Below are 23,225 nucleotides of genomic sequence, written 5' to 3' on the forward strand. Positions count from 1 at the left end.
GTGTCTACTTTAAAGTATACACTAAATAATTTATAGTAACAATAAAGCTCATTTAACTGCAATGGTTGAATTTGTTTTGAAGGTCTACTACAAATTATTTAGAACATCTTGTACCAACTTGGGGCAAGGTAATTATGAGGAGGAGAGAAGCATGTCCGTTGAACAATCGTCACAGAAGGTGGAGGCGCAGTTTTTTGATGTTATTCAAGATCGGAGATCTGTAAGGTACTATGATTCCGAAGTAAAGATCTCACGGGACGAAATGAAGGATATATTGCAGCTAGCTACACTGGCTCCTTCTGGCGCCAATCTCCAGCCGTGGAGATTTCTCGTCATCGACTCGCAGGAGCTAAAACAAAAACTGCTTCTGATCGCCAACAGCCAGCAGCAAGTGATTGAGGCTTCAGCTGTCATTGCGATACTCGGAGATTTGGAAGGCTATAAATTGGCCGAGAAAGTATACGGGATGGCGGTCGATGCGGGGTACATGCCTGAAGAGACAGCTAATTCATTCGTGGAGCGATACCAAAGACTGTTCGCGAGTATGCCTCCAGAAAATGTACTCCGAAAAGTATTTATTGATAGTGGACTGGTATCCATGCAGCTAATGCTTGTCGCTCGTGCAAAAGGCTATGATACGGTCCCGATGGGCGGCTTTGACCAAGTAAAATTTGTAGAAGAGTTTGATATTCCGGCGAGATACGCTCCTGTTATGCTTATCGCCATCGGCAAGGCGGTGAAGCCCGGACACCGGACGGTAAGATTACCGATAGAAGATGTCGCTTTCTTTAATGAATTGCCTAAGGATTGATATTAATCATTCATGTAATATAAAAGAAGCTAAAGGATATGAAATGCACCTCCAATTGTTAACCACTACTAACAATTGGAGGTGCATTTTAAGTTTTTTGCGGAGATCAAGAAACTTCGTAATGAGGTGGTACCTGATCCTTATTGATCATTAATGAGGATGTCCCTGGACATTTGCGCTGTGGGGCGGACCACTATTTCACTTACATCCACGCCATTTGGTTGCTCAACTGCGAACGCAATAGCTTTAGCGATAGAGTAGGGGGAGAACCCAATGTTCTGATAAGCTTCGAGTTTGGCTTTCATCTCTGAGTCATTTATGGCGTCCAGGGAATCCCAATTGTGTGGATCCAAGGTGAAACGATCGTTACTCGAAGCTTGTTGCTGGCATCTTGAAGCAGGCCCTCAGAAATCGCACGAACGGCAAGCTTTGTCCCCAGACTGGCCTTCGGCTCGCTGAACAGTATGGTGTGGAAGACCTTTAAAAAATTTGATTACACTGTGTTTAAATTAACCTTAGCTTCATATGGTCTCAATGTAATAATATTTTGAGTATCAACAAGTACAGTTTCCGACTTGTAGTTGGAAATCAGTATTTATCCAGGTTGAGGAGTATATGGATATTTAGGGTTTGCAAAGACATAAAAAATAGAGCATGCAACTGTAAAGGGGTTGTACGCTTAGTATTTGCATCCTAAACGTACAGGATAGTTCCAATTTAATACGTTAGCCATGTATAGAACCATAGATTAATCTTCACTAAGTGTGGAGAAGCAATTTAACATTGCATTTTCAAAAAGAGAATTTATGGTACATTAAAAGTGGTTAAAATTTGAATTGTAGGAGACATGGTTAGGATGGGATATTTAGTAAAACTGCCGAAAGCTGCTGTCTTTGGAGCTGCAAATGGAGTAATATTCATGACTTTTTTTGGAGCCCTTTGGTCTGCAATTGGTATTATTGGTTCAAATAAACTGGGAGCTCCTTGGCTGCTTGTTCTTTCAGGTATTGTGACATTAACGTTGCTAATCGGAGCTATTTCGCTAATTGGGAAAGCACGTAACGTGAACCATGTCACTACACCGAAAGAGAGGGAAATGAGGAATAAAATTAACCGGAAATTTGGTATGATCTGTGGTTTAGAAGGTCTGGCAATCTTGATTGCAAGTGTGCTTTGTAACTTATTTGATCGCTTTGAAGTCTTTTTCCCGATCATGGCTATCATTGTCGGAGTCCATTTTTTTCCTTTAGCGCGATTGTTTCGAGAGAATTTTTATTATGGTACAGGTATAGTGCTCAGTATTCTAGGCATCATTTCTTTGTTTATACCACTGAATACCACTTTGGGCGATGTATCTCTGATTGCGAGGTCTATTTTTATCGGTTTCGGTTCTGCTTTGACGCTGTGGGTGACAGGTTTAAGGATCTGGATAACCATGCTCAAGCAATTGAAGAAATAGGAAAAGGATATGCTCTGCTGAATCAGTTAACTTCATGGAGTCCACGAGACTCTTTTAGGGTAAAGAAGTCGTATTAAGGCCAGTATTCAATTAACGGGAAACGATAGCTCAATAAGATAAAGCAGCTGATCATCGTGATCGGCTGCTTTTGTTAAGCTCCCTCGAAATGATACAATTTCCTCACACAGGCTCATTGATTACAGCAGTTCTTCCAGCAGAATTGAGTATTACCATTTAAGTAAAAATGAATCGATACTTAATAAATGCGTATGTCCTTATCAGCATGATAGTGCTAAAGGAGAAATTCAATCGATGATATCGTACACACCACAAAGGGTAGGGAACGGTCGAGGGACAAAAACTTGGTATCATTTCGTATTAGGTAATTATCTAAATAGTATCATAAGGGAGAATATCGAACCACACTAACCGAACCAAATACCGACAACACAACTTTGTTTGTTCTTACCATATTTTAATCTCCTGTAACAGAAGTAGGGGGCGCATCTGTAGTTCGACCGGCCTTAAATCCGGAAGCGAGCAGCAGGACCAAAAATCCCACGGCGACGCCCCACAAAACGAAGGCGTTTGAGCCGACCGCGTCCAGTCCTCCGAAGTACATCACTTCCCGCAGCCCTTCTGCCGTGAACCGCAGTGGCGTCCACGAATAGATCCAATCTCGCGTTGTCTGCGACAAGAACTCCGGAGCCATGTTCAGTAGCGGCATGGAGAAGAACATCAGCAGTACGAGCAGAGGCATAGCCGGAAATCCGATCCAATTGAGTAATGAAGATTGCAACAAGAAGAACGCCGATCCAGCCAACCATAAGAAGAACCAAGTCTCCCTCGCGTTCGCTAGTTCCATGCCGTACCACGACAAAGCCATCCATACGGTGAAGCCTGACGCTATACCAACGGTCGCAAGTCCCACGATAGCTTGCAGCGCACTTACTGTCCATCTCCTTGAACCCGCGGCGACTGCCTTCTGGCTAGCCAGGAACAAAACTATCCCGGTCACCAGACTGCCGATCCACATGATCTGGGTCAACAAACCTGGCGCATTCCCCGACGCATTATTCACTCCCGGTGGATGCACGACGTCCTCCTGAACGGTCACCGGTGTCATTAAAGCTGTTGCCGAGTCAACAGGAATTTGCTCCGTTTGCTGCCCGATCTGCTCAAGCAGCAGCTGCAACAGTTCCTCGCTTATCATTTGCATCGCTTGCCTCATGGTCTGTCTTACGACCAACGAGGCTTGGCTGTTCATCCCTTCGTTGGCGATGATCTTCACATTAGGATGAATCGGTGAGGGAGTTGCTAACGAGAGTAAACCGCTGCTCAAATCCGCCGGAATCACTATCACTCCGTAATATTCGCGTTTATCCAATCCTTCCCGAGCCGTTTCCTCGGAATCCACGATATGCCATACGAACGGCATTGCCGGGTCTGACACCAACTTTTCCCGAATCATTTCCCCAAACGAAATCGTTCCTCCAGTCGACAGATCCGCCGGCCGGTCAAGGATAATGAGGGCCACTGGAAGCTCCTTGGGCTTCGATCCCAGCACCGATCCCATCATCGCTACCCCGAATACGGTCAGCACGATCAGGACGAGCACTAATCCGATCCACATCATTTTTTGTGTCAATATTTTCATGATTCTCTTCCCCTCATCACTTCATTGCATTGAACAAAAATAGCGTTGCTGAAGCAACGCTCCTGTATCCATTGGACTTTAAAATTTTCCATTCAAGTACATTCGTGAAGCGAAAGACATCACCGTAAATAAATTTGGCGATGTCTTTCTTGCGATTCAGCTACACAAACTTCAAAATCTACTGTTCGTATTTTTTCGTTTTTCTTCCGGCAGAATGGCCTCGATTACGTCCCAATGCTCAGCGATCTTTCCATCCTGTACGCGGAACAAATCGTAGAAAGCAGTATGTTGACCATCAAATTGACCTTCGCTCACGGTAAGAACAAAATCGCCTTGCCCGATAACTTGATGGACATGAGTATATTGAAACTCAACTTTTTTCTCCTTCAGAGCCTGCAAAGCAGCGTGAAGACCAGAAAGGCCGTCTGCAATATGAGGACTATGCTGAATGTAGGTATCTCCATCAAAGTAAGAGGCAAGCAGATCAGGGTTATTTCCGAGCAAGATGTTTTCAACATAGTTTTTGACAAATGCTTTGTTGGCCTCCGTCTTGTCGATATCCTTAATCGTAACCGGTCCGTCAATCATTGAATGATTACTTGGTGTCTTTTCCACCATCTCTTGCAAATTGTCCCAATGTTCAACGATTAGCCCATCCTCAAAACGGAAGATATCAAATACGATTTTAGGGCCGTAAAAATGATATACAGAATGAAGAGCCACATAATTTCCGTCAACTACAGCCCGCTTAATGCTTACCTTTGTACCAATTTCCTTTAAATGATCAAGAGCACCAAGCATGGTTGCACGACCATCGAGTAAGGCCTGGTTGTGCTGAATATATTGATCTGGATGAACGTAAGCCGTAATCGCTTCGGGGTTGCCGCTTTCAAAACTTTCCAGCACGGCGACTGTCTTACGAACAAGCTCATTTTGATGGTTGAATGTCATTAGTAAATCCTCCTTGAAATTTTTTTTGGTCATTAGATAAATAATGAACAAAACGTTGTTTATTTATCTGATGCTTATTATAATAGTGGTTAATATAACACTCAATATTCAATATTTTTAGCTATGATGGATAACAGACAACTTCATAAAACTTTGTCGCTTAACGACCTAAATAAATTTAGGGGGAACGAATACAATGAATAAAAAAATCGACCTAAGAATACTGCGCACGAAACAATCGATTCGAAAGGCGTTTTATGAGCTTATTCAGGAAAAAGGATACGAGGCGATTACGATCCAGGATATTGCCGATCGGGCTATGATCAATCGAAATACTTTTTATCTCCACTACCAAAACAAGCCTGATTTATTAGATACATGCATGAATGAACTGTTAAGCGATTTAAAGGATGCAGTCGTTCTTTGTCCGATCAGCATGAATCTTTTCAGCATTTCTCTACTCGAGACAGTCATGCAAACTGTACTGGAGCATATTTCCCTAAGTATGACCTTTTACCGTTCCATGTTAATTGAAGAGAATCGAATCTATCAGTTTCAAGCGAAAATGGAGAATATCATTAATGATAAATTAATTGAGGGGTGGAAACCTGCTAAGGAAAACTCCACACTAGCGATATCCAAGGAATTGCTGATCGAATACCTCGGATCGGCTTTCATGGGCATTGTAATTTGGTGGATTAAAAACGATAAACCTCTTCCTGCAGATGAAGTTTCATCTCAGTTTAGTAAAATTGTTGCCTATGGGCACTTAAGAGCTGCCGGCATCGCCGTAGAGGAATAAAATTAGCGAGAGTAAAGGGAGCACAGGCACTAATAAAGGGCGTAAACGAAAAGCCAACGACGATTTGGTTGGTCATGCTGTCTCAGCCGACCACCCCGATATTGAAATCAAGAACAATTACTGGATACCGTCTAAGCGTTGTTGAATAACGCTTGAGCGGTATTTTCATATTCATGGAGAACATTGCGTTTTTTTAGACGGTTACGAATATCAATAAATTTAAAAGGATGCCAATACGTTAATTTCGCGTTTGGCATCCTTTGTTTTTTACTTGATAGTAGAGGCTTATTGCATCATGGTATTTTTGTTAAAATGAGAACTGCTCATTTCAATAAGAGTATTGTAGATCGTAGAACTAACGGCTAAAAAATTTGGTTTTCCTTGATGGAGCTACTACGAGTCAGATCTTTGGAAGAGCAAGTGAATTAGACTTAGAGTTGTGCAGCACGAGTAAAGCTCTATACAACGAACCATAATGGATAGAAAATTTTATATTCCCATTTCATTTTCTATGGTTAGATAAACAAGAGTAAAAAACCAATTAAATAGTTGTTAAGGTTGTCATTAAACAATGTAACGCAATCAGGAAACTATAGCGTAACAAAAAATGGAGGATTCTACGGGCGGCTGTTGCTCCATTTTTTGTTAAACTAAAGGGCAGTAATCTTGAAACAAAGGCAAGGTAAATGTTCCATCACACGCTTGATGCATAATAATATCCAAAAATATTAAAAAGAATACAGTCGGGAGGTAGAGATTGTGCAAGATTTAAAAGGGAAAATTGTTCTCATTACGGGAGCCAGTTCTGGAATTGGTCGGGCGACGGCGCAATTAATGGCTTCTAGAGGGGCAAACGTTGTCATCAACTACAATAAAAACGAAAAGGGAGCAACAGAAACAGTTACTGCGATTCGAGAATTGGGTGGTGAATGTATAGCTGTCCAAGCAGATGTTACTAAGAAAGACCAAGTTGAGGTAATGGTTCAAGAGGTTGTTTCGATTTATGGAGCCGTTCATGTATTGGTAAATAACGCTGGTGGAGGCATTAAACAGAGCACATTCATGGATATGACCGAGGAACTTTGGGACGATACCTATGCGTTGAATGTAAAAAGTATCCTCCTATGTTCACAGGCGGTATTAAAAGACATGCTTTCACGAAAAAGTGGTAAAATTATTAATCTTTCTTCGGCAGCGGCTCGTATTGGAGGTTCGGGCGAAAGTATCCACTACGCCTCAACAAAAGGTGCAGTAAACACGATGACAGTTGGAATGTCTAGGGAGTTTATTGAATATGGGATTATTGTAAATGGAGTCGCCCCGGGAATTGTTGAAACACCATTTCATGATAAGTTTGCCCCTGAAGATAACCGCCTCGAACGATTAGTAGCATCCGTCCCAATGAAACGTGCTGCAACTCCACTGGAAATAGCAGAAGTCATCTGCTTCCTCGCATCAGATGTAGCAAATTATATTTTAGGGGAAACCATTACCGTAAGTGGTGGTAGATGAGTGAAAAGAACTTGTAACGATTGCCGGAATGGACAAGAACATAGTCAGATTACCGAAGATTTCTTCCATGCATGGTTTGATATAGCAGGGAAGGGATGTGAAGAAATCAGTGTTCCTCCATGGAAAGAAGTCATTAAGCGCGGGATGTTCGGTTCCAACGATATCGTTACTCGGGCGCAGGCGGCAGTGATATTGATGCAATTGCATTCCAGCATGAAGCAATTCGTCGGCGCACCGAAGTCGGTCACGTCCGAGAAAAAGTTACCTAAACGTCTGTTTCCGGAAGTGTATATCAAACCAGCGCTCGGCAGCAAGACGTTGATCACCGAATTCCACGCGGACAGCACGCTGCCGGTGGAAGGACAATTCTTAGATTCTGTAGGTATGCCTAGAGATAATACAGTTGAAATGTGCAAGTTACATGGTGATCCAGAAGGATATTTTCATGAAGATACGTTTTGTAGAGATCCCGCTGGTGATTGGTTTATTGAATATAGTGAAGGCATGATAGATAATGGATACGCTCCAGGTGTCGAGGGACAAGAACATGGTCCCATTGAAGTCGCTATTTTAGCGGCTTTTTTATTTTATCGGTACAAGTTCTTGTCCCAAGCCAAGGACACGAACTTGTACCGATTGCCGGAATGGACAAGAACATAGTCTGATTACCGATTAGGCGTATATCTAAACATCAAGTACTTAAAACTTCGTATCATTTGGAATTATTCAGGACTTTTTCTGACCTAAGGCTTCATCATACTGTATGCAGCTGCACAATTAACAAAGAACATACACCTACTGATAGGCTAGATGCCTAATAGTAGGTGTATTCTAGTTAAACGAATCTTAACAATTAGGTTATAAAGTAATAAAAAAAGGAGGGGGAAACAGGATGCAAGAAGCTGTCGTTTGGGGGCCGTTAATTATTAAATACAATTGGATCGCAATAATCTTTTCTGTACTGACAGCATATTTAACCATGAAATATTGGTTGAAGGGTAAGAGCGATTTAAGCAAGCCTATACTAAATGATATAACCAATGTATTTTTATGGGCATTCCTGATTTGGAAGTTTAGTGTGATTATTTTTAATCCCGTCACTGTTTTGAATAATCCTTACTACATTCTTTATTTTACCGGGGGTGGGCGTGGGATCTTGCTATCGGCGATTGTAGTTCTTATCTGCTTATCTATTCAAAGTAGTAAGCGTAGAATTACCTTCTGGGTGTATGCGGAAGTGTTGGCGGCAGGCTTATTATCTTATATAATGTTCTATTCTATGTTCAAGCTCATCTTTAACAATCCGACAACATCATCATTTTTGTATGATCTCAGTCAAATTGTTTTAGCAATCGTACTATTGGTTTGGATGTATTGCAGAAAAGAGGGCTTTGATAATCCACAAGAAATCAATCAACTTATTCTTTGGTTCAGCATCGGACAGATTTTAAGTTACTTTTTTAAAAGTTTTTTTGTAGTAGTCTTCTTAGGATTATCTAGTGAGCAGCTTGTTTATTTAGCAGTTGCCCTATGTTGTTTGACTATTCACAACTTTATAAAAAAAGAGCTTAAATGAATCTTAACAATCCTGCGTTATGGTTGTTAAGAATATAATACTTTGCTGGAGGAATTACAAATGGACAATATTTCAATTTTATTTGCTTTATCGGCAGGGGCGCTATCCTTTTTTTCACCCTGTATTTTTCCTCTTTTGCCTGCTTATCTTGCTAATCTTACAGGCTCTTATGGGAGTGGGGAGAAAACCAGTGTTTCTAATAGAACACTGATGATTCGTTCCGCTCTCTTTATCCTTGGTTTTACTGTGGTTTTCCTGCTTATGGGTGCTTCCGCGAGTATGATTGGACAAATTTTCACTGCGAATCGAGGGTTGTTAGAAAAGATTAGTGGACTACTCATTATTATATTTGGCCTACAGATTGCAGGGATTTTAAATCTTCGTTTTCTCATGTTTCAAAAGCAACAGGAAACCAAAGCTCCAAAGAATGGAAGCGGGTGGAATTCATTTGTCGTGGGAGTTGCTTTTGGAACGGGTTGGACACCTTGCGTCGGTCTGGCTTTATCTTCAATTTTGTTGTTGGCCGGATCTTCTGAAACGATGTACCATGGAATCTTTTTATTGTTGTTTTATTCGTTGGGTTTAGGAGTTCCTTTTTTATTGATTTCAATCTTAATTACCAAATCTAAGGGTATCATGAGAAGAATAAATAAATGGTTACCGCTTTTGGCACTGCTGAACGGATGGATTTTGATCGCGATGGGCTTTCTTTTATTTTCGGGCCAATTGCAAAAGTTAAGTGCTTGGCTTGCTTCCTTCGCGCCAATATTCTAATAAAAGGGGATGATCTTTTCTATGAAAAAAAATTTTATCGTCATTGTTATCCTAATCGGTTTGGTTGGGTGGGGGATTTATGATACAAGTAAGAAAAATGGTGACCGTCAAGCAAACTTGGCTAGTAGCCAACCAGCAATGGAGGGAATAGATGACTCCTCACTGAGTATTGGTATTAACCAAGGGAACATTGCACCAGACTTTGTGTTAAATAATCTGGATGGTAAAAGTTTTAAGCTTTCTGATTTCAGAGGACAAAAAGTAATCGTCAATATGTGGGCAACCTGGTGCCCGCCCTGTAGAGCAGAAATGCCGGATATGCAAAAATTTTATGAGAAGTATAAAAATGAAAATACCACAGTAATTGCAATAAATATGACAACTTCAGAGAAAAGTGTAGATAGAATTCCCGAGTTTTTAGATGAATTTGGGATTACATTCCCAGTGTTATTAGATAAACAAAATAGCATAGGGGAAATATACCAGGTTTATGCTCTTCCTACGAGCTATATCATTGATTCGCAGGGTATTATTCAGCAAAAAGTTACAGGTCCAATGAATTATAAAATGATGGAAAAACTAGTTAAAGAAATACGCTAATTAAATTTGGAGGTGTTTGGAATGAGAGCAGAGGGAACCGGGATTTTAGTAGTAGAAGATGATGTGAAAATTCGAAAGCTGATCGTCTTGTACCTGGAAAAGGAAGGGTATGAAGTAATTGAAGCTGGAGATGGGGAGGAAGCTTTAGATGCCTTTAAAAAAAATGACCCTTGCCTTGTTATTTTAGATTTAATGCTTCCTAAAATAAGTGGTGAAGAAGTCTGTAAGAGTATTCGAGGAGATTTGAAGGAAGGAATTCCTATTATTATGTTAACAGCTAAAGTAGAGGAAAATAACCGGATTGAAGGATTGAAATCGGGAGCCGATGATTATGTAACGAAACCGTTCAGTCCGGGTGAATTGGTTGCACGGGTAGAATCCATTTTGCGGAGAACGAGCCAGCGGTGTAGCAAACTTACATACCGCGGAGTAACCATCAAACAGTTACGGGGTGAAGTACACTATAATGGGGAAGCTATTCAACTCACACAGCATGAGTTCCGTCTTTTGTATTTTCTTATGGTGCATCCCAATCAAATTCTAACTAGGGAACAGATCATTGATGAACTGTATCCCAATAATGAAAAGGTAGTAACAGAAAGGTCGATCGATGTTCATATAGGTAGATTGAGAGAAAAACTGATATGGGATGGGGACAACGCACTAATCGAAACTATTCGAGGAATGGGGTATCGCTTTGTTGCGTTTCAAAAATAATCTATTACAAAACAACATCATGTGGAAGTTTACACTGATCAATGTCGCGGTCATTGGTATTGCCATTTGGTTTGCAGGAGTTTCGGTAAAAGACTATGCTTGTCTGTTGTTTGCTAATTCCCCGTCTGTGACTCCAGAGGAAAGCGTCATTTTCAATCAAACGATGCAGACTTTTTTAATTAAAGCGAGTCTGACGGCTGTGTTGATTGCAGCGTTCATTCACTACTTTTTTGTAAAAAAGTTGATTCTTCCTCTCAAGGAATTGGGCCATGCAACGCGACAAATGGCTCAAGGGGAAATGCCAAAACCCTTATCGATTCGTGTTCACGATGAAATTGGTCTGTTAACTGTTGACTTTAATCAATTGAGCCTGAAATTGAAACAGGTAGAGGATTTAAGAAAAAAAATGCTGTCTGATATTTCACATGAACTGCGGACACCATTAACCAATATAAACGGATATTTGGAAGCTTTAAGCACAGGGGTTATTCCGGGCAATAAAGAGCTATTCGAATCCATTCACGAAGAGTCGTTACGCATTACCCGTTTAGTTGAGCAGTTACACCAATTGAATGTGTGGCAAGGAAAGAAGATTTCCAATGAGAATAAGATGAATGTACTCTCTATAGAAAAGCTGATTGAATCCTGTACGGATCACTATTCATTGGAGTTTAAGAATAAAGGGTTTATTATGGATCTCAAGACTGAAACAGCAAAAGTAGTAGGAGATGAAGATGGGTTAAAACAGGTGCTTCATAATCTTCTGACCAATGTATTGCAATATGACGAGGGTGGATGGGTTGAGATTACAGGGAAGCAGAAGGACTCAAACTACCAAATAATCGTCAAGAATTTAGGTCAGCCGATTCCAGAAGAACATGAATCTCTAATATTCGAGAGATTCTATCGGGTAGATTCATCCCGCAGTAGGGACTCAGGAGGATCAGGATTAGGGTTATCTTTAGTGAAGGAAATTATAGAGCAGCAGGGTGGAAAAGTAGGGTTGCGGTCCAAAGGAAGTGAGCACTCCTTTTGGTTTACTGTACCTTTAAAAAAATAATACCAATATTATTGAACTATAGCCTTTGTAGAGTACATTATAAAATGCTAGGCAACTTGAATGTGTTGCAGTTTACTTTGGTGTCGTTTTGGAATATCATACTTCTCCATGATTGTGCCGGTAGTCCAGCTTTCGTTGACTTTTAAGCGTATGCCTCGACCTTAATCTTATTTAAACACCTTGTTCTGTCCTCTTTTCACTGACGTTAAAATGCATCCCTTAGATTTCATCGGATAAATCAGGTTAGTCCAAGGTCTATTCTAAGGGCTGCACTTCGTAGGAGATGAAGGGCTTCTCATTTAATCAGCAATTATTTTTTCCTATTGTCTTTGGGTCCGAAGTGACCATTTGCTAATTAGAGTTGCCCACACAGATTAGTCTTCTGGCACTTAACAATGAGTAAATGAGTATGCGTTATAATTTATTTACAAACCAATAAGTACATTTCTACTTGCGGTGCCCCAATTCGCCCCTTTATAACCTGTCATTCCCTCAAGGTTAACAAAACAAGGCAGTACGGTATACAACACACCTGACACTGCATTAACCCTAAACGTGATATGAAATCTCATGTTTGAGTTATCGACTGGTGCGATCTGGGCCATATCTGGACGTATTGAGTTTGAAGACATCAGTGCGTCACTCATTCCCACAGTTGCAATACCGGTAGGTGTTTCCATAGTACTCCTAATCCAGTAGTTTGAAATATGGGTTGCTGATCCTAAATCTGTCCGCTGATCATACGTAATCAGAATTTGATTTGTTGCACTCTGTTTTGCTTCCAAAAGAATTGGATGCGGTATCATCTGACGCTCATTGTGGAAATTAATCATTACTAATTGCCCCCTTAAGTAAACTTAATCAACAGCCTTAACATTGTATTAATGTTAAATTATTTATATACCATTGGGTGTCTTAGCATATTTCAACTAGGAAACGCTAAAATGTAGATGTGCTGGCGTATCATTGTTGAGGGACAAGAACTTTCCTGTTTCCTATTAGGCATCTGTCTAATATGTTTTCACTCGTTAATTCATTAAGCTAACGGGCAGGTTAGTTCCAATATATAGTAATATAACAATAGTGAATAATGAGGGGAGGAATATAAGTGTCATATCCATTTGATTGTATTACGGAGTTTATGTTTTTTGAAACAACTATGGATTCCGCTGATGTGATCATGGTTCCGGGGGGAAGCCATCCGCAGTTGGAAACGTTTGTTGAGGAATAGCAAGGAGCAGTTTGCTCCTTTTTAATTAAGATAACTGGAGGTTAATGGAGCAGTAAGATAGAATAAAAGCTTTGGAAAATAGTTTTAGATCGGAGATGAGGTTGATACTGTGACACTATTTTATTATATTGCTGCAAGCCATGAGCTTCCGACAGGCTCATTTGGAAAGAAAAAAAAAGTTATGACTATTAATGAATATGTTACGAATGTAAACCCTGCCGCTAAGGATCAACTCAATATGCAAATACTACTGGAGAAATACCCAAAGGGCGATAAACTTATGGAGGTTTACGATACGGAAGAGGATGCAGCAGGATTATATATAACCGGTCCCATAACCATGCAATCCTCACATCTTTTCCGTCATCCATTGGTTTACCAAGTGAACCCCGAAGGTGGTGACTTTGAGATTAATGACGAGATTAAATATTCCCACCCGATTTTATTTCAGACAAGCAAAAAGTGCTTAGTAGAGCTTTTCAAATATATACGCAGCAATCTGAGAATAGGTGAAGACTTAGAGTTGTATTGCTGCTGGGCTCACAGACAGGAAAGATTTTTGGATGCTCCAAAAAAAGAACTCGACCTCGTGATTGAACTAGCCACATTTCAGTTGGGGAATGAGTTCGAGTGGAAAGAACGTCAGTATATAAGCGTTAAGAAGTGAATCAAGGTACAGTTTTCCATTAATCTAACGGGTTACATTAGGTGGCGAAAAGTAAGCCTGCAAAGGTGTCAAGGGACAAGAACATGGTCCCATTGAAGTCGCTATTTTAGCGGCTTTTTTAATTTATGGGTACAAGTTCTTGTCCCGAGCCAAGGACAAGAACTTGTACCCATTGCCGAAACATGTTCCTATTTCCGATTAGACATATATCTAATTGTCACTTTACTCATCAATTCATTAAACTAACGGGCAGTTTAGCGCAACAAACTTTATTGAAACAGTGTCTTATATAGTGTGGGTGAAATAAACATCACCCGGTGCTTCATGAAACCTTCGATAAACTTGTCGAGTATTTTAAGATGCCTGTTATAAAAGAACTCTCCGTCCACACCGAATTTGTTCAGCCTCTTCAATCATATCTGTAAACGTTAAATCAAGCTGGGCGAAACAAAACGGCCATTCGTACGTCTAAAGTTAGAAGAGAATGCCTAACAAATATTTCCTGTGAAATGGAGGCTTACATTTTGCATACCAATATAATGACAAAAACTATTTTAATAAAAAACCGCCGGACAATATTCCTTGCTGCTGCCATCATGTCTTTGTCAACGAATCTTCCGGCTTCTGCGGCAGAGACTGCCTATGCGGCAGGACAAGCCTCTTCACCAGCTGTGGGAGACACAAGCATTTCCTTGGCTTCGTCAGCGGTACCTTATGGATTGGAGGCAACGACTTTAAGCGTCGACGGAAAGAAGCTGGAAGTACTGGCTTACCATGCTGATAACACCCTTATGGTCCAATTGGTGCCTGTTGCCAAAGCCATGGGATACACAGTTGATTATAATGCGAAGACCGGTGATCTCACGCTAAAGAAGCTGCGGCGTGTAATCAAGATGGCTCTTAATTACAGCGAATACAACCTAAACGGCATGACTTCATCCGCCAAAACCCCCTTTATCCGCGGCAATTCAACATATCTTCCGCTGCGCCAGCTTGCTGACCTGTCCGGATACACGATTGTCCAGCTGGGCAGGGCTGAGTATAAGCTGACGGCACGTCCCGAAAATGATGTAACCATTTCTGCCTCTGAGGAACTGTCGGTTGCTACGGAGCCGTATTCTTTTTCGTTCCACTATCCGGTCTTGTCCGGATATGCCAACAAGGAAGCAATGGATAATATTAATCAGTTTCTGAAAGAGACAGCAGAGAAGTGGAAAACAGAAGCGGAGCAGGTGCTGTCTGAGGCCTGGGTGGTTCACCCTAATAAAGACCGGATTATTGATTACGCCCATATGTATCCTTATGGTTTTCAGGCGCAGTGGAAGGTTGCCTACAATCAGGAAGGTCTGCTCAGCCTTTATGCCGATACCTATCAATATATGGGCGGCACAGAACCAGACCGGCTGCTCCGCCACAGCTGGACTTTTGATCTGAACACCGGACAACCGCTCATGCTGCTCGAGGCCTTCGGCAATTTACCGGATTATGCTTCAAAGATTAATCAGTATGTGAATCTGAAAATTGCATCCGGAGAAGTGAACAGCACCCCGCCGGCACAATTTCCGGGGATAGAAACGGCTGGTACAGGCTGGTATGTCCAAGACGGAAAGATCATAGTGTATGTTCAGCCGGAGCCGATTGCTTTTCTCAAAAATGAAATATTTGAAATTTCGGTGCCAATCTCCAGAATTACTGGTGCGGAATAATAAGCTTCCTGATCACTGGTACGATGACCTACTCGAATTTTTCAAATAACAAACTGTTCCAGCATTAATTATTCATGGTATGGATGGCCCTATGTTTGTTCAACCACTCCGATCGCAGCATTGCATATTGGAACTCATCTATCCAGAAGCCTTTGGACATGTAATTTTCAAGCAGGTGTCCTTCACGTCTCATGCCTAAACGCTCTAGTACTTGAATCGATTTTGTGTTCCTTACATCGGCAAAAGCGATCAGCTTATGTTTATTTAGAGCGCCAAATACATAATCAATCAGGGCACAAAGTGCCTCATGCATGTATCCTTTGCCTTGAAACTCAGGTGCGAGAGTGAATCCGAGCTCAACAATCTGAGGTTCATCTCCGCGTGTATGAATGGCACAATCGCCGATTAATTGATCTGACTCCGTTAGGGCAATGGCGTATTGATACCAGCTCCCGGGCTGGTTAGGGGAATGTACTATTTGTTTGCTGACAAATGCTTCAGCATCTTGGAGCGTATAGTTTTCCCAGGATTGAAAACGGGCAACATCTGGATTAGCCCGGTAGTGATAGAACGCAAGTACATCCTGCAAATCGAACTTTCGAATAACAAGACGCTCGGACACGCAATATACCTCGTTTGATTTCTTCATATCATAAACCTCACTTTTTCTGTATTTCTCTGGTTTTGATTCTAACATAAATCGCCGCAGCCTATCATTCTCACGGGCATGCGGCGATTGTCCATTCCTAAACTGCTTTTGCTTCAAGTGTTGACGCTGGCACCTGTGATTCTCTTCGCAGGAATAATCCTATACCTAATGAAGCCAAACCGATAATCAGTATACAGGCTCCTAGCTCTACACCATAAAAAGTCAACTCACCGTGTCTAAAGGCCATTCCACGAATCATACGATTGAGCCAATTCATAGGCAGAGCCCATGCTGTAACCTGAAAAAATGTTGGAAATGCAAGCGGCGTCAGTTGAATACCTGTTACTAGAAATGATGGATATAGGATCAAGCTCATTCTGGCACCAACTCTAGACACGTTTTGAACAGAATAACCAAGTAACATCGCGAGCAAACATAATGCCATCGAATACAGCAATAAAGGAACGATAAAGACATACGGTGCCGCTTCGAATCGCATATGTCCCACTTGTTTTAACATCCCATAACTGAGTAGGGCAGAGCAGGTACTTAATATCACATAAGGCAAGACCCGAATCCATAGCTGGAAGGGGGAAGTCCCCGCAGACAAAAGCTTACCCTCTTGGCGAAGGCGGGGAGCGATCGCGCCAGCCGCACCCGTCATGAGCATCAGTATAATGATATTTACAAATCCAATTACCATGGTACCCATATAACTTGAATTTGGATTATATAACATGCGCTGCACTTGAGATAGCGGGGACACCAGAGCTTTTGCTGATTCGATGTCCATGCCGGTTTGAGTAAGACGTGATACAGCAAGCGTCATATTTTCGGTTGTTATTATTTCTTGAATTGCAGGCCGGATACCACTCAGGCTGGAAGGCATCGTATTGTCCATCCAAATCCCGATATTTGAGGACAGTCCCTTGTCTTTACGTTGCTCTAATCCGTCCGGCAAGAAAATGACTGCCACTGCCTTCTCGTTCGCCAGCAGCGTATCCGGAGAGAGGCGATTGGGAAACACATTTGTGATGTGAGTTTCATATATTGAGAAGCATCGAATTCTTCAATGAGTTGCCTTGAATACGAAGAGTGATCCTCATCCACAACCACAACCGGTGTTTCACTCAATTGATTTTGGGAGAACATGAGCCCGAAAAATACAGCTGCAATTAGAGGAGCAGCAAAAATAATAATAATCCATTTACTGCCGCGTATGTGCTTCCATTCATCAGCCAGTGATTTCATCAAGCTGCACCTCCGCAGTCATCCCTGGAAGCAAATCTTTACTTGCTGGAATTGAAATCCGGATCAGAAACATACTTAGATCAGCTTGGCCTTTTTCCCGCGTCATGCGCAGATTGGCGAATTGAGGAGAGGGGGATATCGACGTAACCACCCTTCCTTTACAAGAAGATTCTCCAGATATGGAAAACGGACATTTACCTTTTGATCTGCTCGAATCTAGTTAATCTGCGACTCCGGAATATATAGATCAACATAAAAACCTTCAGTCTTAGGTTCAGTATTCAATATTCCCTGCTTTTTACTTTCAGCCTGACTCACGGCGTCTGTACCTTTTGCGATCAACAAACCGCCTGCCAAAATAATGATCAAAGTTATAACGATATACAATTTCCAATTAGACTTCAAGATGATCTCTCCCTATCCTATTACTCTCTATTATGATATGAGTTGGTCCATACACAACTTTCCAAGTGTAATCAAACGACATCCATTTTCCTTTATTCCATTCTCCGTTGGGCTTGTTCTGCAGCCTCCATGATGATTTCGCCTAGCGTTGGATGCGGATGAATGGTCATGGCTATATCTTCTAACGTGGCTCCCATCTCAATCGCAAGGGAAAGCTCAGATATAAGAGTAGATGCTTCAGCGCCTACAATCTCTGCACCTACTACAAGGCCAGACGCAGCATGAGCAACGATTTTGACAAATCCTTCAGTTTCCTTCAGAGCCAGTGCGCGGCCATTAATAGAAAAAACAGATTTGCCAACGACAACAGGAATTGATTTTTCCTTACATGCCGTTTCGCTAAGACCAACGCTTGTAACCTCCGGGTGAGAAAACACAACCAGCGGAATAGCTTTGTAGTCGATGACAGAGGGTTTACCTGCGATTTTCTGCTGCAATTTTTGCTTCATAAGAAGCTTTATGAGCCAAAGCAGGGCCTTGAACAATATCTCCAATAGCATAAATATGTGGGATGGATGTTCTGCACTGTTTGTCAATCTCGATCAAGCCTTGTGGAGTAGGAGACAGACCTATATTTTCAAGACCCAAGGTTCCATCTGTGTTCGGTTTTCTGCCCACCGTAATTAACGCATACTCAGCTTGAACAACATGGTGTTCATTCTGACGCATATAGTGGAGATCGATGTGACTCGTATATTGATCTGCTCCGGTAACCTTAGCTTCGGTTAAGATCGTTATCCCGTCCTTTTTCAGTTGACGAACGACAGGTGCAACAAGCTCTGCTTCAAATCCGGGCAAAATCTGTTCACCGCCCTCGAGCATCGTAACGTTAGTTCCAAATCTCGCAAACATCTGACCCAGTTCCACGCCAATATAACCGCCGCCAACCACAACGAGACTCTTTGGAATGTCGGGCAGCGATAGCGCCTCAGTGGATGAGAGAATCCGTCCGCCGTAAGGAAGAGAGCTTATTTCAATCGGACGGGAACCCGTTGCCAGGATGAGATGCTTAAAGCTTATTCGACGCGCATTCTGTTCAGCGTGATTTATTTCAGCGGTACGTGCATCAATTAAGCTTGCTTCTCCTTCGATAACAGTCACACCCGCCGTTTTAAGCAAAAACCGAACCCCTCCAGACTGCTTATCCACCACAGCTTGCTTGAACACTTGAGCGTCCTGATAAGAAGAAGCTCCGTCAACAGCGCCCCATTGTCTGCGTAAATGAAGACGCTCCGCTTCAGCAATCAGCGCTTTGGAAGGAATACAGCCTACATGCGTACATACACCTCCGATCTGTTGGCGCTCTACAATGGCTGTTTTCATGCCCAGTTGTGACGAACGTAATGCAGCCACATAACCGCCAGGTCCTGATCCAACGACCAGGGTATCTACGCCTTCTAATGAATTCATGATTGGTACCTCCAAATTAAAATATTATGACCGCAATATATTATATTCATCATATTTTGAAGGAGTCAATACTCCATTTGTAGTCGCTCTCCCTTTGCTGAAGATACTGATAGCATGCATTGACATCAAATAATATGATAACTATAATATTTAAAAAAACATTAACTACAACCTATACAAAGGGGAGGAAGCAGGATGCCTTATCCGAAAGGGCACAAACTCAAAGTTCGGAACCATATTATTACCAGCGCGGCCAAAGCATTTCGAACCCACGGCGTGCGGAATATTAGTCTTCCACATATTATGAAAGGTGCTGGACTGACACATGGGGGATTTTACTCCCATTTTGAAAATAAGGATCAGCTTGTGATGGAAACCTGTCATTTCGCCATTAGTGACACCATTGAAATGCTGCAGAGAATCGCAGACAAAAACAAAGAGGAAGATCAGACCTCGATTGAGGTTGTCATTGATTTTTATTTAAGTTCCCTGCATCGAGATCAGACGGAAGTCGGTTGTATCTTACCAGCTTTATCGGGAGAGATATCTCAATTATCGAAGGATATTCGACAAGCTTACACGCAGGAGTTGCAACGTTTTATCGCGTTTATTACAACTATGGCTGAGATGAATACCGCTGATGGTTATGCGTTGGTAAGCAGTATGGTGGGTACCGTTGCACTGGCACGGGCAGTTAGTGATGCGAAATTCAGTGATGACTTGTTACAGGCAGGTCTTGTGCAGGCCAAACAAATGGTAAAGGTCGGTTACAGGTAACAACGACATTGATGAAACAGAGGAATGGGGAAAAGAAGACATGAATATCAGAAAAATAAACGAAAATGGAGTATCTATTGCTTACGTTACGAGTGATGAACAATTAATTACCGATGTTCAATCCGCTATCGATCTTATGGCTACGGTTCGATATGAGGCCGATTGTCACCGTATTATAGTTAACAAATCTGCTGTCAGTGAAGTATTTTTTGATCTGAAAACACGGCTGGCAGGTGAAGTGTTGCAAAAGTTCATCAATTACCAGACCAAAATCGCGATCATTGGTGATTTTTCCGGTTATACCAGCAAAAGTCTTCGAGATTTTATCTATGAAAGCAACAAGGGGAACGATATATTCTTCGTAACAGAGGAAGAACTGGCTATTGAAAAGCTAAGCAAGAACAGTGATTAAATTAACTAAAGAGAGACTGGAGAGATTAAGATGAATATTGTGTCATATCGAGAACAAGATCAGGAACGACTGGTTCAGATTTGGGAGAGAGCTGTTCGAGCAACACATACATTTTTGGAGGAGCAACACATTCAATTCTATCGGGATGTGGTAAATAAAGTATTACAGGAACGGCAAGTCGAGGTGTGGGAAATTCTAGATAAAGAACATCAGCCTGTCGGTTTTATCGGGTTGCAAGATAACTTTATTGAGATGTTATTCGTCGATCCAAGTCAGCATGGACAGGGAGTTGGACGTCGGCTGATTGAACATACCATCAAGATCAAAGGACACCACCTAAAGGTGGATGTCAACGAACAGAACCCTGGAGCTGCACAATTCTATAGCAAAATGGGGTTTGTTCAAATCGGACGCTCCGAATTCGATGGATCCGGTAATCCGTTCCCGCTGTTACATCTGGAAATCTCATAAAGGATAAGAATATATTCCCGTTGAAGTCGCTAATTTAGCGGCTTTTTTTTGTTGACTTAGTATGATTTGAATCCATCACTTGGTCCTTTGCCAAATATAAATATTTACCCCTTGCATAAAGAACGTTTGTTTGGTTTGTAATATATACAAACTTACGTTCCCGAAAATACAGGGGTGATTTCAGTGTGGGAATCCGATTCTGGCCGGGGACGAGGACCGGAGATATTTTGAAGGACCATGGATGCATAAATATAACGGGTATTACTACCTGTCCTACTCTACAGGTACCACGCATAAGCTCGTATATGCGATCGACAAGAATCCGATGGGACCATTCACGTTCAAGGGCGAGATTCTCTCTCCGGTTATCGGCTGGACAACCCACCACTCCTTTGTGCAAGTTGAAGACAAATGGTATCTGTTCTATCAAGACTGCTCCCTGTCGGAAGGCGTCAACCACAAGCGGTGCGTTAAATATTCCGAGCTAAAATTCAACGAAGACGGAACGATTCAGAAGATCAATCCTTATCCGGATGCTGAGTAAGCTGGCAGGTTAGAGGAAACAGATACAATTACAAGATTAGGCATAACATGAGGCAGCTCCTGACGGGGCTGCTTTTTTTGATAGGAGGATCAATTGTGTCACTCAAACGTAAGATAACCCGGATGATCGCTCAAAACAGGGATTGAGTCTCCCTTTACAGGAGACTATATACTTGCTCTTAAGTAATTAGTCGCAACACGATAAAGGAGCTGGGTATATGAGAAATCTGGAGGCTATCGTCATCCTATGGAATATTGCGGTTATGGGATGGATTTTGGTTGGAAAAGAGAAAAGGGAGCGAGGCTTGATTATTAGCCTTGGCATATCGGTTATTGTAACTCTTCTGCAAGGAATACTAGAAGGCATGCGTTGGCAGCTCTTTCCTGCCTACGCCCTGGCTGTTGTACCTCTCTATATGCTTGTGCGAGCTAGACTCCCATGGTCTATACTGCTGAGAAGCTCCAAATCAAGCGTAATGAAAAGGAGCATTGTAATGATAGCAGCTGTCATTTATGCTTTTGTAGCTGTAGCGCTGCCACTATTACTGCCGGTTTTTACTTTTTCAGAGCCAACAGGAGTTTATAAGGTAGGAACCACATCTTATGAGTGGACAGACGCAACAAGAGAGGAAACGTTTACTCAAAGTGATGGTGATAAGCGTAAACTTAAGATACAAATTTGGTACCCTGCTAATAAGGATTCAAAGGCAGATATAAGTCCATACGTACAAGACGGGGCATTATTGGCAGAAGGCTATCACCGACTTTTAGATATGCCAAAGCAGTTATTTAACAGTATAGGCTATGTAAAAACACATTCACTTGAGAATGTGGACATCTCAGGTGAGGAAGCAGCTTACCCTGTCTTGATTTTTTCACATGGCTTGAATGGTCATAAAAATCAAAATACATTTCAAATCGAGGAAATTGCTAGTCACGGCTATATAGTCGTAGGTATTGACCATACCTATAACAGTACGGTTTCTCAATTTTCCGACGGTACGGTTGCTTACTTTACTCCAGGACAGGATGAGACGGTCGAGATGATGGATCAAACCAATGAAATATGGTTAGCGGACGCCAAATTTGTTTTAGATCAGGTCGAAAAACTAGCTGCTCATGATCCAGATCATCGTTTTACAGGCCGAATGGATTTGGAGCGAATCGGAATGTTTGGACATTCCTTTGGCGGGGCAACAAGTACACAAATGTTAATGTCCGACCCTCGAATCAAGGCAGCTTTGAATATGGATGGTGTGCTTTATGGTAAGCTGCGAGTGCCTGAGGGGGGCTTAAATAAACCGTTTCTTATGATGAGTGCAGATCAATCCAGATATTTTGAGCAATATATTCAAGATCCCGCACTAACTGCCTCTTTGACAGATTTGTTCAAACGATATGATCATATTACAGATGGCGGAAATTACTGGCTAACACTGCGTAATATGTCGCATATGGGTTTCTCCGATCTGTATCTGACCTCGCCATTATTTGAATGGATGGGAGGTATAAGCTTAAAGGACTCGTATCCGATGATCAATGCATACACGCTGGATTTCTTTAATCATTTTTTGGAGCAGGAGCCATTGAAACTGCTTGATCAAAATATAGGCGAGCATACGCTGTTTACGTTAGAAAAAGGCGAGAAATAAGCTGAAAAGCTGGAAGTAAAAAGCCAGTCATTCTAAACTGTAACCGAGTTGTCAGATGTTGTTCTGACCAAT

25 protein-coding genes and 2 pseudogenes are annotated in these 23,225 nt (G+C 41.8%); 18 read left to right on the forward strand and 9 right to left on the reverse strand.

Annotated features, from left to right (window positions below):
* The first annotated feature begins 151 nt into the window (after positions 1–151).
* Complete coding sequence (locus ACR1R9_RS10850; RefSeq protein ID WP_099859067.1) at positions 152–811, forward strand: nitroreductase family protein; 660 nt, start codon at positions 152–154, stop codon at positions 809–811.
* An 856-nt stretch (positions 812–1,667) separates the two neighbouring features.
* Positions 1,668–2,270, forward strand: coding sequence for a DUF7010 family protein (locus ACR1R9_RS10855; RefSeq protein WP_433921082.1), 603 nt, complete (start codon positions 1,668–1,670; stop codon positions 2,268–2,270).
* A 475-nt stretch (positions 2,271–2,745) separates the two neighbouring features.
* Here the strand turns inward: ACR1R9_RS10855 and ACR1R9_RS10860 are convergent, their stop codons facing one another.
* Positions 2,746–3,927, reverse strand: a complete 1,182-nt coding sequence (locus tag ACR1R9_RS10860) for a YhgE/Pip domain-containing protein (protein WP_433921081.1) — start codon at positions 3,925–3,927, stop codon at positions 2,746–2,748.
* A gap of 171 nt (positions 3,928–4,098) precedes the next feature.
* Positions 4,099–4,878, reverse strand: a complete 780-nt coding sequence (locus tag ACR1R9_RS10865) for a nuclear transport factor 2 family protein (RefSeq protein ID WP_433921080.1) — start codon at positions 4,876–4,878, stop codon at positions 4,099–4,101.
* 196 nt (positions 4,879–5,074) lie between these two features.
* On the opposite strand from ACR1R9_RS10865, the gene ACR1R9_RS10870 reads away from it, so the two are divergent.
* From ACR1R9_RS10870 to ACR1R9_RS10905, 8 genes are all read left to right on the forward strand, one after another.
* Complete coding sequence (locus ACR1R9_RS10870) at positions 5,075–5,680, forward strand: TetR/AcrR family transcriptional regulator (RefSeq protein ID WP_310853115.1); 606 nt, start codon at positions 5,075–5,077, stop codon at positions 5,678–5,680.
* Positions 5,681–6,439: 759 nt separating this feature from the next.
* Complete coding sequence (locus ACR1R9_RS10875; RefSeq protein WP_433921079.1) at positions 6,440–7,192, forward strand: SDR family NAD(P)-dependent oxidoreductase; 753 nt, start codon at positions 6,440–6,442, stop codon at positions 7,190–7,192.
* Complete coding sequence (locus ACR1R9_RS10880) at positions 7,193–7,852, forward strand: hypothetical protein (protein ID WP_433921078.1); 660 nt, start codon at positions 7,193–7,195, stop codon at positions 7,850–7,852. It begins immediately after the preceding gene.
* A gap of 232 nt (positions 7,853–8,084) precedes the next feature.
* Complete coding sequence (locus ACR1R9_RS10885; RefSeq protein WP_433921077.1) at positions 8,085–8,768, forward strand: hypothetical protein; 684 nt, start codon at positions 8,085–8,087, stop codon at positions 8,766–8,768.
* A gap of 60 nt (positions 8,769–8,828) precedes the next feature.
* On the forward strand, positions 8,829–9,542 hold the full coding sequence (locus tag ACR1R9_RS10890) for a cytochrome c biogenesis CcdA family protein (protein ID WP_433921076.1): 714 nt from the start codon (positions 8,829–8,831) through the stop codon (positions 9,540–9,542).
* 21 nt (positions 9,543–9,563) lie between these two features.
* Positions 9,564–10,142: a peroxiredoxin family protein gene (locus ACR1R9_RS10895; protein WP_433921075.1), complete on the forward strand. Its 579-nt coding sequence runs from the start codon at positions 9,564–9,566 to the stop codon at positions 10,140–10,142.
* Positions 10,143–10,163: 21 nt separating this feature from the next.
* Complete coding sequence (locus tag ACR1R9_RS10900) at positions 10,164–10,859, forward strand: response regulator (protein ID WP_433921074.1); 696 nt, start codon at positions 10,164–10,166, stop codon at positions 10,857–10,859.
* Positions 10,840–11,919 (forward strand): sensor histidine kinase, encoded by a 1,080-nt coding sequence (locus ACR1R9_RS10905; RefSeq protein WP_433921073.1) that lies wholly within the window; start codon positions 10,840–10,842, stop codon positions 11,917–11,919. The genes ACR1R9_RS10900 and ACR1R9_RS10905 overlap by 20 nt, the downstream gene beginning before the upstream one ends.
* A gap of 425 nt (positions 11,920–12,344) precedes the next feature.
* On the opposite strand, the gene ACR1R9_RS10910 is transcribed toward ACR1R9_RS10905, so the two are convergent.
* The gene (locus ACR1R9_RS10910) at positions 12,345–12,752 is read right to left on the reverse strand and encodes a hypothetical protein (RefSeq protein ID WP_433921072.1); all 408 of its coding nucleotides are present in this window, start codon (positions 12,750–12,752) and stop codon (positions 12,345–12,347) included.
* A 275-nt stretch (positions 12,753–13,027) separates the two neighbouring features.
* Between ACR1R9_RS10910 and ACR1R9_RS10915 the strand changes: the two genes are divergently transcribed.
* The 3 genes from ACR1R9_RS10915 to ACR1R9_RS10925 all read left to right on the forward strand — a co-directional run bounded on the left by ACR1R9_RS10915 (position 13,028) and on the right by ACR1R9_RS10925 (position 15,523).
* On the forward strand, positions 13,028–13,150 hold the full coding sequence (locus tag ACR1R9_RS10915; RefSeq protein WP_433921071.1) for a hypothetical protein: 123 nt from the start codon (positions 13,028–13,030) through the stop codon (positions 13,148–13,150).
* Positions 13,151–13,259: 109 nt separating this feature from the next.
* The gene (locus ACR1R9_RS10920; RefSeq protein ID WP_433921070.1) at positions 13,260–13,817 is read left to right on the forward strand and encodes a hypothetical protein; all 558 of its coding nucleotides are present in this window, start codon (positions 13,260–13,262) and stop codon (positions 13,815–13,817) included.
* Between the two features lie 539 nt (positions 13,818–14,356).
* Positions 14,357–15,523, forward strand: coding sequence for a PdaC/SigV domain-containing protein (locus ACR1R9_RS10925; RefSeq protein WP_433921069.1), 1,167 nt, complete (start codon positions 14,357–14,359; stop codon positions 15,521–15,523).
* Positions 15,524–15,587: 64 nt separating this feature from the next.
* Here ACR1R9_RS10925 and ACR1R9_RS10930 read toward each other — a convergent pair whose 3' ends face one another.
* The 6 genes and pseudogenes from ACR1R9_RS10930 to lpdA form a co-directional block, all read right to left on the reverse strand.
* The gene (locus ACR1R9_RS10930) at positions 15,588–16,172 is read right to left on the reverse strand and encodes a GNAT family N-acetyltransferase (protein WP_433921068.1); all 585 of its coding nucleotides are present in this window, start codon (positions 16,170–16,172) and stop codon (positions 15,588–15,590) included.
* A gap of 97 nt (positions 16,173–16,269) precedes the next feature.
* Positions 16,270–17,199, reverse strand: coding sequence for an ABC transporter permease (locus ACR1R9_RS10935; protein ID WP_433921067.1), 930 nt, complete (start codon positions 17,197–17,199; stop codon positions 16,270–16,272).
* The gene (locus tag ACR1R9_RS10940; RefSeq protein ID WP_433956439.1) at positions 17,118–17,423 is read right to left on the reverse strand and encodes an ABC transporter permease; all 306 of its coding nucleotides are present in this window, start codon (positions 17,421–17,423) and stop codon (positions 17,118–17,120) included. Before ACR1R9_RS10940 ends, ACR1R9_RS10935 begins: the two co-directional genes overlap by 82 nt.
* A complete protein-coding gene (locus ACR1R9_RS10945) occupies positions 17,407–17,574 on the reverse strand; it encodes a hypothetical protein (RefSeq protein ID WP_433923791.1) in 168 nt (55 codons plus the stop codon). Before ACR1R9_RS10945 ends, ACR1R9_RS10940 begins: the two co-directional genes overlap by 17 nt.
* 65 nt (positions 17,575–17,639) lie before the next feature.
* Positions 17,640–17,828, reverse strand: coding sequence for a hypothetical protein (locus ACR1R9_RS10950; RefSeq protein ID WP_433921066.1), 189 nt, complete (start codon positions 17,826–17,828; stop codon positions 17,640–17,642).
* A gap of 92 nt (positions 17,829–17,920) precedes the next feature.
* A pseudogene (lpdA, locus tag ACR1R9_RS10955) lies at positions 17,921–19,298 on the reverse strand (dihydrolipoyl dehydrogenase).
* A gap of 195 nt (positions 19,299–19,493) precedes the next feature.
* Here lpdA and ACR1R9_RS10960 point away from each other — a divergent pair.
* The 5 genes and pseudogenes from ACR1R9_RS10960 (at position 19,494) to ACR1R9_RS10980 (ending at position 23,153) form a co-directional block, all read left to right on the forward strand.
* Positions 19,494–20,075 carry a TetR/AcrR family transcriptional regulator gene (locus ACR1R9_RS10960; protein ID WP_433921065.1) on the forward strand — a complete coding sequence of 194 codons (582 nt, stop codon included), beginning with the start codon at positions 19,494–19,496 and terminating at the stop codon, positions 20,073–20,075.
* 40 nt (positions 20,076–20,115) lie between these two features.
* The gene (locus ACR1R9_RS10965; RefSeq protein WP_433921064.1) at positions 20,116–20,487 is read left to right on the forward strand and encodes a DUF4180 domain-containing protein; all 372 of its coding nucleotides are present in this window, start codon (positions 20,116–20,118) and stop codon (positions 20,485–20,487) included.
* A 30-nt stretch (positions 20,488–20,517) separates the two neighbouring features.
* Positions 20,518–20,958: an acetyltransferase gene (locus ACR1R9_RS10970; RefSeq protein ID WP_433921063.1), complete on the forward strand. Its 441-nt coding sequence runs from the start codon at positions 20,518–20,520 to the stop codon at positions 20,956–20,958.
* A 187-nt stretch (positions 20,959–21,145) separates the two neighbouring features.
* A pseudogene (locus ACR1R9_RS10975) lies at positions 21,146–21,502 on the forward strand (family 43 glycosylhydrolase); the annotation flags it as partial.
* A gap of 217 nt (positions 21,503–21,719) precedes the next feature.
* A complete protein-coding gene (locus ACR1R9_RS10980) occupies positions 21,720–23,153 on the forward strand; it encodes an alpha/beta hydrolase family protein (protein WP_433921062.1) in 1,434 nt (477 codons plus the stop codon).
* The last annotated feature ends 72 nt before the right edge of the window (positions 23,154–23,225 follow it).

This window comes from Paenibacillus taichungensis, from assembly GCF_050994985.1.
GTDB lineage: Bacteria > Bacillota > Bacilli > Paenibacillales > Paenibacillaceae > Paenibacillus > Paenibacillus taichungensis.